The sequence below is a fragment of the Polymorphospora sp. NPDC051019 genome, assembly GCF_040683055.1.
In the GTDB taxonomy this organism is placed as follows: domain Bacteria; phylum Actinomycetota; class Actinomycetes; order Mycobacteriales; family Micromonosporaceae; genus Polymorphospora; species Polymorphospora lycopeni.
The window spans coordinates 378635-392816 of sequence record NZ_JBFBCH010000001.1 but is presented as its reverse complement, the minus strand read 5'-3'; the positions used below and the strand labels follow the sequence as shown (position 1 = coordinate 392816).

Sequence of the window (14182 nt, the reverse complement as noted above, 5' to 3'; positions counted from 1 at the left end):
CGCAACCTCAACTCCGGCGTCGGCGGCTCGGCCGTCTCCGCGACCACCCTCGACGGGGTGAAGATCCTCTACACGATCTGACCGTGCCCGCCCGGCCGGCCCGGCACCGGGCCGGCCGTGGCACGGCTCCGGGGCCGGCCACGGCCGGCGGGACCGGCTACGCGGGAGGCTCGGCGGCGGCGGTGCTGGACCGGGCGGTCAGCGCCGGGGCGAGCAGCGTCGCGTCCGGCACGGCCGTGCCCGCGAGCTTGCGCATGAGCAGCGACACCGCGTTGCGGCCCACCTCCTCGGCCGGGATCGGCACCGACGCCAGGGCCGGGCGGGTGCGTTCGGCGACCTGGTCGGGGCAGATCGCGACCACCGACACGTCGCGGGGGACCCGCCGGTCGAGCATCGGCAGGACCGCCATCACGTGGTCGACCGCCGCCTCGTTGTGCACCACGATCCCGGTCAGTGCCGGGTCGCCGGCGAACAGGTCGACGAGCGCCTCCCGTACGGCGGGGTAGTGCTCCTCGCACGGTCGGGCAACGGCGGCGACGCCGTGGGCGGCGGCGGTCTCCAGGAAGCCGGCCCGGGTCCGGTGGGCGAAGCCGGTGTCGCGTTCGTAGACGACGCCGGGGGCGCCGAGCAGGGCGAGCCGGCGGTGGCCCAGCCGCACCAGGTGCTCGACGCACAGCGCGCCGGCCCGGTGGAAGTCGAGGTCGACGCAGGTGAGGCCGCGCGCGTCGGCGGGGAAGCCGATCAGGACGCTGGGCCGGCCCAGTTCGCGCAGCACCGGGACCCGGGGGTCGGTCATCTCCACGTCCATCACGATGACGCCGTCGACCATCGCGCTGGCGGCGATGCGGCGCAGCCCGGCCGGCCCCTCGTCGGCGGTCATCAGCAGCACGTCGTGATCGAATTCGCGGGCGCCGGTGACCACCGCCGTCACCAGTTGCATCAGCACCGGCAGGTGCATGCCGGTGCGCAGCGGCAGCACCAGCGCGATCACGTTGGCCCGCCGGCTGGCCAGCGCCCGGGCCCCGGCGTTCGGGTGGTAGCCGAGCGCGCTGATGCTGCTCAGCACCCGTTCCCGGGTGGTGGCGGAGATGGCCCGCTTGCCGGACAGGACGTAGGAGACGGTGCTGACGGCGACCCCGGCGTGCCGGGCCACGTCGGTGATGGTGACCAGGTCGGCGGGTTTGGGTGCCGTGGCGGCGGGATCTGACGAGGTCACTGTGCGCCCGTACCCTTTCCGGCCGGATCCGGGGCGCCCCCGGCGAACGCCAACGTGCTCACCGTAGCGCCCGGCGCGCCGAGGGTGAGGTAGAGGTCGTGGACACCGGCCGCCCCGGTCAGCGCGGCGGTGACCTCGGTCCAGCTGTGCCGGGTGGCGGTGGCGGGCACCTCGAACACCGCGGCGACGGGACCGGACAGCGGGTCACGCAGGCGCAGTTCGACGCGGGCGCCGCCGGCGGGGGCGGCGGCCCGCAGGGTGGCGGACCGGACCCCGGCCCCGATCTCGACGTCTTCGAAGGCCAGCCAGGCACCGGCGCGTACGGCGGTGGCCGCGTCGCCGTGCTCCGGCCCCTCGTCGGTGAGCACCGTCGCGTACTCGCCGTCCCGGCCGGCCGCCCGTACCGGCGCCGCCGCCGGGTCGCGGGGCGCGACGACGTCGCCGTGCACGGTCAGCGTGGCCGTCGCGGTGAGGTCGACGCAGGAGCGGCCGACGGCCACCGTGTGCCGGGCCGACTCGACGACCGGCCGGCCCGACGACACGTCGAAGAAGGCGAGGTCGGCGGCGCGCAGTGGCAGGCTGACGGTCACCCGCTCGCCGGGGGCGAGCCGGACCCGGCGGAAGCCGCGCAGTTGACGCAGCGGCTGCTTCACCCGGGACCGCCGCTGCCGGGTGTAGAACTGCACGACCTCCTCGCCGGGGCGGTCGCCGACGTTGACGACGTCGACGCTGATCTCGACCTGCCCGTCGGCGTCGACCGTGTCGGCGCTGAGCCGCAGGTCGCGGTGCGCGAACCGGGTGTAGCCGAGGCCGTGCCCGAACGGGTAGAGCGGGGTGCCGCGGAAGTAGAGGTAGGTCGCGTCCGAGCCGATGATGTCGTAGTCGAGCAGGTCGGGCAGGTCGGCGTCGGAGCGGTACCAGGTCTGCGGGAGGCGACCGGTCGGCTCGACCGGCTCCCCGTCCGGGGTGCCGCCGAGCAGTACGTCGGCCAGCGCCGACCCGTACTCCTGGCCGCCGTGCGCGGTCCACAGCACGGCCGGCAGGTGGTCGTGCGCCCAGCCGACCGCGTACGGGTAGCTGCTGGTCAACACGAGCACGGTGCGTGGGTTGGCGGCGTGGACCGCGCGCAGCAGCGCCTCCTGCGTCGGCGGGAGGGCGAGGTGGGCGCGGTCCTCGGTCTCCCGGCCGCCGACCATCGGATGGTTGCCGAGCACGACCACGGCCACGTCGGCGGCGCGGGCGGCCGCGACGGCCGCCTCGATCCCGTCGGTGACCAGGTCGACGACGAACGCGGTGGCCTCTTCCGGCGTCGCCGCGTCGGCCCGCAGCGCACCGTCGTCACCGGCGCGCACGTAACGGTCGCCGGCCACGTGGCGCAGCAGCGTGCCGGTTCCGCACCGGACCGGTTCGAACGTCTCGCGCACGATCCACTCACCGGGGCCGGGCCGGTCGTCGACCAGCGCACCGGTCTCGTCGGCGCGTACGTAACGGCCGCTGTCGACGGCCCGCAGCGTCACCGTGCCGGCACCCCAGTCGACCACGTCGAACTCGGTGCCGGTGGTGCCGTCGCCGACCCGCAGCGGCTCACCGGCCGGCCCGGCCTGCACCGGTCCGGCGGTCGTCGACAGCGTGATCCGGTCGACGCCCTCGGCGAACCGTACGGCGTCGGCGCCGAGGCGGTCGGCGAGCCCGGCGCGGGCGGTGACCGCGTACGGCAGGGTGCCGCTGTACCAGTCGGCCAGGACGGTGTCGCCGAGCGGTCCCAGTACCGCGACGGTCTGCTGTGGACGCAGTGGGAGCAGCCCGTCGGGGTTCTTCAGCAGTACGGTGCCCCGGCGGGCCGACTCGCGGGCGAGCCGCTGGTGGTCGGTGCAGTTGACGACGTCGGCGGTGGTGGCGGCGTACGGGTTGCCGGCCGGCGGGTCGAACTCGCCGAGCCGCATCCGGACCGCCAGGATGTGCCGGACGGCGGTGTCGACGTCGGCCTCGTCGATCAGCCCGCGCTCCAGCGCCTCGGTGATCCGCTCGACGGTCGGACCGCTGCGGTCGTCGTCCTCGGTGAAGCAGTCGATGCCGGCGCGCAGGGCGGCGCCGAAGCCGGTGACATGGTCGGGGTGGTATTTCTGGCTGGCGGCGATGTTGGTGACGGCGCCGGCGTCGCCGACGACGAGGATGTCGTCGGCCGTCCAGGTGCGCAGTTCACCGGCGATCAGCGGGCTGAGGTGGGCGGGCCGGCCGTTGACCAGGTTGTAGGAGGCCATCACGGCGACCGCCGCCCCGGCCGCGATCGGGGCCCGGAACGCGGGCAGTTCGTACTCGTGCAGCACCCGCGGCGGCAGGTCGCTGGAGGTGCGTTCGCGGTCGGTCTCGTTGTTGTAGCCGAGGAAGTGCTTCAGGGTCGGGGCGGTACGCAGGTAGACGGGGTGGTCGCCGCGCAGCCCGGCCGCGTAGGCGGTCCCGAGCAGGCCGGTCAGCCACGGGTCCTCGGCGTATCCCTCCTCGTTGCGGCCCCAGCGCGGGTCGCGTAGCGGGTTCACGACCGGGGCCCAGACGTTGAGGCCGACGGCGTCGGGGTCCTTGTGGTGGAAGGCGCGCACCTCCTCGCCGACCGCCGCGCCGACCCGGCGTACGAGGTCGGGGTCCCAGCTCGCGCCCAGGCCGACGGCCTGCGGGAAGGCGGTGGCCGGGCCGAGCCAGGCGACGCCGTGCAGGGCCTCGGTGCCGGTGCGGAACCCGCCGACGCCGAGCCGGGGGACGGGGGCCTGGTTCTGGTGCAGCAGGGCGATCTTCTCGGCACCGCTCAGCCGGGAGAGCAGGTCGGCCACCCGGTCCGGCGTCGGCAGGTCGGGGTCTCGGAAGGTGCCGGGTGCCGTGTCGTCCATGGTGGTGCTCTCCTCGGCCTGCGAACGTCGAACATTCGAAGCGCTTCGACAATGATCCGGAAAGTGCTCCGCCGAACACGCGGTTACACCCGTGTTTCGAACGGAGCACTCTGAGGCTGACACCGGGCGTCGGCCCAGTCAAGAGAACCGGGACGAATCCCGATGTCAGGGAACGGCGGGCAGGTGCCCGGCCTCCACCCGGTCGAGCGCCCGGGCCGCGCCACCCACCGCGGCGGCGCCCGCGCCCAGGGTGGACACCGCGACCCGGCACGCGTCCGGGGTGGACACCCGGGCCCGCACCTCGGCCTCGGCGGCGGGCAGCAGCCACGGCGCGAGCGGCACGAACGACCCGCCGAGCAGCACCACCCGCGGGTCGAGGAGGTCGGCCAGGGTGGCGACGGCGTGGCCGAGCCGGCGGCCCGCCTCGGCGAGCGCCGCGTTCACGGTCGCGTCGCCGGCCCCGGCCAGCGCGACGATCCGCTCGATCTCCGGGGCGTAGTCGACGACCGGGCCGTCCGCCCCGGTGTCCGGCAGCGCCCGGCGGACCAGGGCCGGCAGCCCGACGTACGCGTCCAGGCAGCCACGCCGGCCGCAGCCACACTCCGGGCCGGCCGGGTCGAGTTGCAGGTGGCCGATCTGCCCGGCCCGGCCGTGCCCGCCGCGCAGCGGCCGGCCGTCGACGATGATCCCGGCGCCGACGCCGACGCCGCCGAGCAGGTGGATCAGGTCGGGGATATCGGCGTAGCCGCCGTCGCGCTGCTCGGCCAGGGCGGCCAGGTTGGCGTCGTTGTCCACCGCCACGTCGTACGCGGGGCGGCGCAGTGCCTTGACGAGCTGGGCCCGCAGGTCCAGCTCGGGCCAGCCGACGTGGGGCGCGAAACGGACCGTGTCGTCGGCGGCCACCAGCCCGGGTACGGCGACGGTGAGACCGAGGATCTGCCGCCCCTGCCCGGTCACCTTCCCGACGACCCGACCGGCCAGCGCCGCGACCGCGGCCACCGCCTTGCCGGGCGGTCCGGTCAGGGGAGAGGCGCGCCGCCAGGACAGCAGCCGCTCGCCGGCCAGGTCGATGGCGACCGCGGTCATGTGGTCGGCGGCGACCTCGATGCCGACGGCGGCGTACGGCCGGCTCTCCAGGGTCAGCATCGTCGCGGGCCGGCCGATGCGGTTGGCCACCAGGCCGGTCTCGCGCAGCAGCCGGCGGTCGAGCAGGTCGGTGACGAGGCTGGACACCGTCGCCTTGTTCAGCCCGGTCGACGCGGCGATGTCCGCGCGGGAACAGGGTGCGTGTGCACGTACATAACGCAGGACGACGGTGAGGTTCGTCGTCCGTACGTCGGTCAAGTCGGCCGCCTGTGCGGCGCCCCGCGTCCCGATCACGTCAGCTCCGCCTTCCGCCCCGGCCCGGTCGGGGCACGTCCACTATGCCGCACCCGCACCTCCGGCAGGAAACCTCTCCCGCGGACGTCCGGGCCACGACACGCTCACTTGTGAGCCTCTTGACCGTCGACTATTTTGTTTGGCTACCAGCCAAACAAAGTCTAGCGGGAGTTCCTGCCCCGTCGACCCGTTTCGAGAGGAGCGCGCCGTGACGACACCCACGGGCGCCGCAACCAACCGCCGGACCTTCCTGAGCCTGCTCGGCCTGGGCGCCGCGGCCGTCGCGGGCGGGGGACTGCTCACCGGTTGCAGTGAGAAGTCCGCCGGCGGTGGCGCCACCCAGAACCTCGACCGGCTCGCCGGCCTGCTGCCCGAGCAGCGGGCCCTCACCCTCGACATCCCCAAGCCCGACATCGTCGGCACCCGGCCGGTGCCGGACGGCTACTCCCGGTTCCCGGCCAACCTCTTCGACGCCATCACCGACAAGCCCGGCACCAGCGGACAGCAGATCAGCGCGATGATGCCGGCCTGGGGCCCGGCACCGCCCAGCGGGGCCAACAACGCCTACCTCACCGCCGTCAACGCCGAACTCGGCACGCCGATCGACTTCAGCGTGCAGGACGGCAACACGTACGCCGAGAAGCTCGGCGCCCTCCTCGGCGCCCGGGACGTACCCGACCTGCTCTGCGTGCCCGGCTGGGAGATCAACAAGCTGCCCCGGTTCGCCGACGCCGTCGGCGCGCTGTTCGAGGACCTGACCCCCTACCTGCAGGGCGGCGCGGTCGGGGCGTACCCGATGCTGGCCACGTTCCCCACCGGCGCCTGGCGCCACGCGTGCTGGAACGAGCGGCTGATGGCGATCCCCAACCCGACCGACGGGCCGTTCCCCTGGATGCTCTTCCACCGCCGCGACCTGCTCACCCAGCTCGGCCTGGCGGCGCCGAAGACCATCGACGAACTCTTCGAGATCGGCAGGCAGGTCACCGATCCCGCCAAGGGCGTGTGGGCGTTCGACGACATCTTCCCGATGGTGCAGATGTTCCACAAGGTGCCCGGCAGCAAGGAGGGCTGGCGGCTGAAGTCCGACGGCACCCCGGAGTTCAAGTACGAGACCGCCGAGTACAGGCAGGCCGTCGAGTTCATGGCCAAGGTCTACCAGGCCGGCCTGGTCCACCCCGACATCGTCGCCAGCAAGGGTGCCGACGCCAAGCAGCTGCTGCAGAGCGGCAAGATCCTGTTCAAGCAGGACGGCACCGGCATGTGGCAGCCGATGCAGGCCGAGCAGCAGAAGGTCACCCCCGGCTTCGACATCCAGCCGGTGCCGCTGTTCTCCGCCACCGGCGGCGACCCGCTCGCCTGGGGCAACGACGAGCCGATCTCCTACACCTTCATCAAGAAGGGACTCGGCAAGGACCGCGTCGAGGAGTTGCTGCGGGTGGTCAACTGGTGCTCCGCGCCGTTCGGCACCAAGGAGTTCGACCTGCGCGAGTACGGCGTCGAGGGCGTCCACCACACCCGCAGCGCCGACGGGCCGGCCAAGACCGAACTCGGCTTCAAGGAGATCCAGAACCAGTACTTCTTCGTCAGCGGCCGCAGCCCGGTCATCCAGCCGACCCCGCAGACCCCGAACTTCGTACAGGACCTGCTCACCTACTCGAACACCACGGTGCGCCACCTGGAGAAGGACCCCTGGGAAGGCCTGAAGTTCGAGATGCCGGCGAAGTACAAGGCCGCGGCCGTACCCACCGAGGACAAGATCACCGACATCGTCCGGGGCCGCCGGCCGATCAGCGACCTCGACGCGGTCGTCAGCGAATGGCGGGCCGGCGGCGGTGACGAGGCCCGCGAGATGCTCGGTACGGCGCTGTCCGACGGCAAGTGAGCAACGACCAGGTCAGCCGGACGCCGGCGGCGGTGCCACCGCCGCCGGCCACCCGGCCGGCCGCCGAACCCGGCACCCCGCCGGCCGACGTCGCGCCGGCCGGCCGTAAGCGGTCGTCCCGCCGCCAGCCCCGCCTGCCGCTGCGGGCCCGGCTGCGGCGCGACTGGCCGCTGCTGGTCATGGTCGCCCCCGGCGCGCTGCTGCTGCTGGTCTTCCACTACCTGCCGGTCCTCGGCAACGTCGTCGCCTTCCAGGACTACAACCCCTACCTCGGTGACAGCTCCCTGGAGGCGCTGTTCCAAAGCCCGTTCATCGGGCTGGAGAACTTCGACGCGCTCTTCTCCGACCCGGCGTTCTGGGACGCGCTCTGGAACACCCTGACCATCACCGCGTTCCAGCTGGTGTTCTTCTTCCCGCTGCCGATCGCGCTGGCGATCGTGCTGCACAGCATCCTGTCCACCCGGCTGCGCATGTTCGTACAGACCGTGGTCTACCTGCCGCACTTCTTCAGCTGGGTGCTGGTCGTGACGTTCTTCGTCCAGATGCTCGGCGGCGCCGGCCTGCTCGCGCAGGAACTGCGCGAGGCCGGGCTCACCCCGCCGGAGATCATGACCAACCCGGACACGTTCATCGTGCTGGTCACCGCCGAGGTGGTCTGGAAGGACGTCGGCTGGGGCACCATCGTGTTCCTCGCCGCGCTGTCCACCATCGACCCCAACCTCTACGAGGCGTCCGCGGTCGACGGCGCCGGGCGCTGGCGCCGGCTCTGGCACATCACCCTGCCCGGCCTGCGGCCGGTCATCGTCCTGCTGCTGATCCTGCGGCTCGGCGACGCGCTCTCGGTCGGCTTCGAGCAGTTCATGCTGCAACGCGACGCGGTCGGCCGGCAGGCGGCCGAGGTCCTCGACACGTTCGTCTACCACCACTCGATCATCACCGGCGACTACGGCTTCGGCGCCGCCGCCGGCCTCTTCAAGGCCGTGGTCGGGCTGATCCTGATCCTGGCCGCCAACAAGTTCGCCCACGCGCTCGGCGAACGGGGGGTGTACTCGAAACAATGACCGCCACGCTGCCAACCGTGCCCCCGGCCACCCGGCCGCCACGCCGCCGCCGCAACGCCCGCCCCGCCTGGGAGGAGAAGCCCGGCGTCGTCGGGCAGACCGCCAAGGGCGGCGTCCTCGCCGTCGTGGTCCTCGCCGTCCTCGTCCCGATGTGGGTCGTCCTGGTCACCAGCGTCTCCTCGCAGGAGACCATCAACGCCGCCGGCGGCCTGGTCGTGGTGCCCCGCGAGATCGACCTGTCGGCCTACCGGACGATCTTCTCCGGCGGGCAGATCAGCCAGGCGCTGTGGATCAGCACGCTGGTCACCGGCGCCGGCACCGCGGTCAGCCTGGTGGTGACCGTGCTCGCCGCGTACGGGTTGGCCCGGCCCGGCACGGTCGGGCACCGCGGGCTGCTCTTCTACTTCCTGCTGACGTTCCTGGTCTACCCGGGGCTGGTGCCGAGCTACCTCGTCGTCACCGGCATCGGGCTCAAGGACAGCCTCTGGGCGCTGATCCTGCCGACCGCCCTGAACGTCTTCAACTTCGTCGTCATGCGGGCGTTCTTCCAGAACATCCCCGGTGAACTGCTCGACAGCGCCCGGGTCGACGGGGCGGGGGAGTTCCGCATCCTGTGGCGGATCGTGCTGCCGCTGTCGAAGGCGGTGATCGCGGTCGTCGGCCTGTTCTACGCCGTCGGGTACTGGAACGTCTGGTTCAACGCGCTGCTCTACATCGACGACAACGAGAAGTTCCCGATCCAGCGGGTGCTGCAGAGCTTCATCCTGGCCGGGCAGACACCGCAGACCTCCGGCGCCACGGTCGGCGTCAGCATGCCGCCGACCCTGGCCATCAAGATGGCCGTGGTGGTGGTGACGGTCGCGCCGATCGCCCTGGTCTACCCGTTCGTGCAGCGGCACTTCACCCGCGGCGTCATCATCGGCGCGATCAAGGGCTGAGCGGGTACGGACGGCGGCGCCGGACCGGCCGCGTGGCCCGCGAATCGGTGATCGCGGGCCACGCGGCTCTGCTCAGTGCCGCTCCGCCACCAGGGTGCCGTCGGTGACGGAGAGCCGCGCCGCGGCGCCGTCGACCACCACCCGCCCGGGCGCCGTCGCGCCGCTCACCGCCGGCAGCGCGATCCGGCGTACCCGCGCCGGGCCCTCGACCGTCACCGTCAGGGTGTCGCCGTCGCGGATCGCGGTCACCGTCGTGTCGCCGTCGACGTCGCTGATCACCGTACGGCTGTCCGCACCGCCCCAGCTCACCACGGTGATCTCGGTGAACGGGCCGTCCGGGATCGTCTCGGCGACGGCGACGGTCGGCACCAGGGCGCCGTACCGGACGAAGAGCGGGACGCGGTCGAGTTCGGCGCGGATCCGGTGGTGCCGGCCGCCGGTGACCACCTCGCCGGTGTCGAAGTCGATCCAGTCGCCGGCCGGCAGGTAGACGAACCGCTCGGGCTCCGGGGTGACGATCGGGGCGACCAGCAGGTCCGGGCCGAGCAGGTATTCCAGCTCGGCGGTCCAGGCCGCCGGGTCGTCCGGCGCGTCGACCAGCAGCGCCCGCATCATCGGCGCCCCGGTGCGGGCCGAGGTGACCGCCGCCGAGTACAGGTACGGCAGCAGCCGGTAGCGCAGCTTCAGCGCCTCGACGGCCAGCGCGGCGGCGTGGGCGGGGAAGTTCCACGGCAGCCGGCTGGTGGTGCCGTGGAAGCGGACCAGCGGCGACAGCGCCGCGAACTGCGCCCAGCGCACGTAGAGGTCGTCGGTCGGCGTACCGGTGAAACCGCCCGCGTCGTGCGACCAGAACGGCACCCCGGACAGGCCGTGCGACAGCCCGCCGCGCAGCGTGCTCGCCATCGCCGGGTACGTGGCGCTGGTGTCGCCGCCCCACTGGGCGGAGTGCCGCTGCCCGCCCAGGTACGACGAGCGGGCCCAGACCATGCCGTGCCCGGCGACCTCGCGGGTGACCTGCGCGGCGGCGTCGTTGAACAGCAGGGTGTAGACGTTGTGCAGTTCGGTGCCGGTCATCCCGTTGGCGGCGACCGCGTCGGCCGGCACCCCCTCGGCGAAGTCGGTCTTGAAGACCGCGACGCCCTGCTCGAGCAGCGGCCGCAGCAGCCCCTGGTACCAGGCGGTCGCCTCGGGGTTGGTGAAGTCGACGATGCCGCAGGCCGGGTACGACCCGTGCCACACGTCGGCGACGTAGGTCGAACCGTCGGGCCGCCGCAACAGGTAGCCGGCCGCCTCGGCGGTGGCGAACAGCGGGCTGAGGTGGCTCAGGTACGAGTTGATCCACAGGCAGACCCGGAAGCCCATCCCGGCCAGTTCGGCGAGCATGGCGTCCGGGTCCGGGAACGCCTGCCGGTCCCAGGCCAGGTCGGACCAGTGGCCGTCGGTCTGCCAGTAGCAGTCCAGGTGCAGCACGTCGCACGGGATGCCGTCGGCGCGCAGCCGCCGGGCCCGCTCCAGCGCCGCCTGCTGGCTGTCGGCGAAGAACCCCGACGACATCCAGGTGCCGAACGCCCACTTCGGCGGCAGCAGCGGCCGGCTGGTCAGCCCGTCGTAGCGGTCCAGGACCTCCGCCGGGGTCGGGCCGGCGATGACGTAGTAGTCGAGCAGGTCGTCCGGTACGAGGATCTGCACGCAACTGTGCGTCGACTGGCAGATGTCGAACTCCACCGGCATCCCGCTGTCGACCAGGATGCCGTAGCCGCGGTTGGACAGGTAGAGCGGGACGTTCTTGTAGGCCCGGTCGGACTCGGTGCCGAAGGCGTCGAAGTTCCACATCAGCGCGCGCTGGCCGCGCTTGTCCAGCGGGGTGAACTTCTCGCCGAGCCCGACGAACCGTTCGTCGGCCTGGGCGGTGAAGCTCTCGTGGTACGCCACGACGGCCCCGCCGGACAGCGACCGGCCGAACGGCAGGGTACGCAGCCGTCCGCTGATGTCGCGCTCGCCGCCGTTCTGCTCGACGAGCGGCCGGCCGGTCCGGTCGAGGAACCGCAGCCGCCACGGGTCGAGGGTCACCTCGGCGACGACCCCGCCGGCGTCGACCAGGACGCGGCCGTCGCCACCGCGTACGTCGGCGGCGTAGCTGCCCGGGGTGACCAGGGTCGCGACGCGGGCGGAGCGGGAGCGGGCCTGCGGGTCGTCGCTGAGGCGGACCCGGACGACGCCCTCGCCGGCGGCGTCGAGCCGGACCAGCAGGGTGCCGCCGTCGGAGGTGGTGGCCTTGACCACCGCTCCGGTGGCGTCGAGCGACACCACCTCCGCGCGGGTCACGGCGGAGAGTCCCTGCTCGCCGGGCGGCCGTACCGGCAACTCGGGCGGGTCGGCCACGAAGACCTCGTGGGGGACCAGGGGCGGGCGGTACGGCATGCGTGCTCCTCAGTTGTTGCAGCGGTTCTAGCTGCACATAGTTTTTCTTGAAGCACAACTAAGTGTCAACGGCGCGTAAGGGCACCGATACTCCCGCCGGCAACGTGAGGTCCATCGCTGGCGCGCCGTCGAATCCCCTTGCAGGCGGCGCTGGCGCGCCCTCGAATCCCCTTCCAGGCGGCGCTGGCGCGCCCTCGAATCTCAATCCCGGCGGGGCGCCGACGACCAGGCGCGCCCCGCCCGCCGACCACAGCACCGCCTCGACCGTGCCGGGCGCCCAGCGCAACTCCCGTACGGTCACCGCGCCCCGCACGGCCAGCCCGGTCACCCGCCCGCGCGGCCAGGCGGCGGGCAGCGCCGGCAGCAGGTCGAGCCGCCCGTGCGCGCCGCGCACCAGCATCGCCGCGACGACCGCCGGCAGCCCACCGGCGATGTCCACGTTGAACAGCGCGTCCCGGTTGTGGGTCGGCACCAGGCTCGGCCGCCAGTAGAGCCGGGCCATCCGCTCCACGCACGCGTACGCCTCGTCGGCCAGGCCGAGGGCGGCGGCGGCCAGGCCGAGCTGGGTGAGCCCGTACGCCATCTCGTCGGAGTCCGCGCCCGCCCACCAGGCCAGCCGGCGGCGGACGGCCTCCACCGCGCCGGCCCGCAGCACCGGATCGCCGGTGATCGCCGGGTCGGGTTCGTACCACAGTGGCCAGAGGTGCGAGGCGTGCCGGTGCGCCGGCCGGTCGGTGAGATCCGGATGGCACCACTCGGCGAGCGCGCCGTCGGCGACCCGGTACGGCGGCAGCGCGGTGAGCAGTTCCCGCCAGCGTGACGCGTCCGGGTCGTCGACGCCCAACTCGGCGGCGACCGCGAGCAGGTTGGTGAGCAGGTCGCGGGTCACCGCCACATCCATCGTCGCGTCGACGCACGCCTGCGAGCCGGTGCTGGCCGGGGCGTTCTCCGGCGAGTACGACGGCGTGAACCGCGCCGTGCCGTCGCGTACCGGCACGAAGTCCAGGTAGAAGGCGGCCGTCTCGCGCAGGAACGGCCACGCCCGGCGGGCCAGGAAGTCCCGGTCGCCGGTGTAGCGCCAGTGGTCGACGTACAGCCGGGCCAGCCAGGCCGCCCCGGCGGTCCAGAACGTCTGGCACCACACCGGCCCGAAGTGGTTCTGCCGGCCGTGCGTCGACAGGTGCACCGGGGTGAGCAGGCCATCGGCGCCGTAGAGTCGCCGGGCGTTGCGGCGCAGGTCGTCGCGGACCGCGTCGAGCAGGTCGAACAGCGGCAGCATCAGTTCCGGGGTGCCGGTGGGCAGCAGCGCGGCGACCGCCGCCGGCAGGTTCCCGTCGAGGGTGTAGCCGCTGGACCACGCCGGTGTCCAGGTGCCGCTCCAGACCCCCTGGAGGGTGGGCGGCAGCGTGCCGCTGCTGCTGACGATCAGGTAGCGGCCGGCGTCGAACAGCCGCTCGACCAGGGCCGGCCCGACCGGGGCGGCGAGCAGGTCCTCGGTCGGCGCGGCCCGGTCGGCCGGGTCGGCGGCCAGGTCCAGGCACACCCGGCCCATCAACTCGCCGTGCTCGGCGGTGTGCGCGGCCAGCAGCGCGTCGAAGTCCACCGCCGGGTCGGGGTCCGGGTCGGGGTCGCCGGGCAGCAGCGTACGGACGACGAGCACGGCGTCGGACCGCAGCACCGGCCCGTCGACGTCGGCCCCGGACACCCGGCAGCGGACCCGGTAGCCGGTCAGCGCGCCGGGCCAGGTGGCGTGCGGGAAGCGGGCGGCCAGCTCCAGCCCGTCGACGGTGGTCTCGACCGGGCGCGGCGGTACGCCGTCCACCGGGGCCAGCGTCACCTGGCCGGCGAAGCCGCCGGTCGCCGACAGCCGCACCACGACCGCGTCCGCCGGCCGGGACACGAAAACCTCCACCCGTACGTCGCCGGCGGCGTCGCGCCACTCCTGGGTGACCAGGCCGGTCGCGGTGTCGACCGTACGCCGGTGGTCGCGCACCGGGCCGGGGCGGTGCGTCGTCACGGTCAGCGTCGCGGCACCGACCAGCGGGTCGATCCAGACCGTCTCGGCGTACGCCGGCTCGTCGTCGGCGGCGAGCCGGCACACCCGCGCGGCGGCCTCGGCGTAGTGGCCGGTGTCGAGCAGGTCGCGCAGCCGGGGCAGGATCCGGGCGGTGTCCGGCGGGTCGAGCGGCGGGTGCAGCGGCAGGAACAGCCGCTCGTGGGAGACGGTCAGCCGCAGGCCGCTCTCCGGCCGGCCCCAGCACAGGGCGCCCTGCCGGCCGTTGCCGGTGGCCGTCGCGTGTTCCCAGGTGTCGGCCGGCGCCCGCGACGCCGATCCGTTGACAGGTGCCCGCACCGGCTCTACTTTGGCTGGATTCCAAACAAACCACAACGGTGCGGGAGCG

At 73.4% G+C, this 14182-nt stretch carries 8 protein-coding genes; 3 read left to right on the top strand and 5 right to left on the bottom strand.

Translation table 11 applies throughout. From position 1 onward, the window contains the following. Positions 1 to 157 precede the first annotated feature (157 nt). From AB0M79_RS01670 to AB0M79_RS01660, 3 genes are all read right to left on the bottom strand, one after another. Complete coding sequence (locus tag AB0M79_RS01670; protein WP_364206746.1) at positions 158 to 1216, bottom strand: LacI family DNA-binding transcriptional regulator; 1059 nt, start codon at positions 1214 to 1216, stop codon at positions 158 to 160. Further along, a complete protein-coding gene (locus tag AB0M79_RS01665; protein WP_364206744.1) occupies positions 1213 to 4098 on the bottom strand; it encodes a glycoside hydrolase family 3 C-terminal domain-containing protein in 2886 nt (961 codons plus the stop codon). The genes AB0M79_RS01670 and AB0M79_RS01665 overlap by 4 nt, the downstream gene beginning before the upstream one ends. A 165-nt stretch (positions 4099 to 4263) precedes the next feature. Further along, the gene (locus tag AB0M79_RS01660; RefSeq protein WP_364206742.1) at positions 4264 to 5478 is read right to left on the bottom strand and encodes an ROK family transcriptional regulator; all 1215 of its coding nucleotides are present in this window, start codon (positions 5476 to 5478) and stop codon (positions 4264 to 4266) included. Positions 5479 to 5686: 208 nt separating this feature from the next. Here AB0M79_RS01660 and AB0M79_RS01655 point away from each other — a divergent pair, with 208 nt between their 5' ends. From AB0M79_RS01655 to AB0M79_RS01645, 3 genes are read left to right on the top strand one after another with little or no spacing between them, the layout of a single operon-like run. Next, entirely contained in the window at positions 5687 to 7360 is a 1674-nt protein-coding gene (locus AB0M79_RS01655) for an extracellular solute-binding protein (RefSeq protein ID WP_364206740.1), read from the top strand. After that, the gene (locus AB0M79_RS01650; RefSeq protein WP_364206738.1) at positions 7357 to 8421 is read left to right on the top strand and encodes an ABC transporter permease subunit; all 1065 of its coding nucleotides are present in this window, start codon (positions 7357 to 7359) and stop codon (positions 8419 to 8421) included. Before AB0M79_RS01655 ends, AB0M79_RS01650 begins: the two co-directional genes overlap by 4 nt. Then, positions 8418 to 9359: a carbohydrate ABC transporter permease gene (locus AB0M79_RS01645; RefSeq protein ID WP_364206736.1), complete on the top strand. Its 942-nt coding sequence runs from the start codon at positions 8418 to 8420 to the stop codon at positions 9357 to 9359. The genes AB0M79_RS01650 and AB0M79_RS01645 overlap by 4 nt, the downstream gene beginning before the upstream one ends. A gap of 72 nt (positions 9360 to 9431) precedes the next feature. On the opposite strand, the gene AB0M79_RS01640 is transcribed toward AB0M79_RS01645, so the two are convergent. Together AB0M79_RS01640 and AB0M79_RS01635 are read right to left on the bottom strand one after the other, a co-directional pair. Beyond that, positions 9432 to 11780: a TIM-barrel domain-containing protein gene (locus AB0M79_RS01640; protein WP_364206734.1), complete on the bottom strand. Its 2349-nt coding sequence runs from the start codon at positions 11778 to 11780 to the stop codon at positions 9432 to 9434. A gap of 58 nt (positions 11781 to 11838) precedes the next feature. Next, positions 11839 to 14133: a glycoside hydrolase N-terminal domain-containing protein gene (locus tag AB0M79_RS01635; protein WP_364206732.1), complete on the bottom strand. Its 2295-nt coding sequence runs from the start codon at positions 14131 to 14133 to the stop codon at positions 11839 to 11841. Positions 14134 to 14182 lie beyond the last annotated feature (49 nt).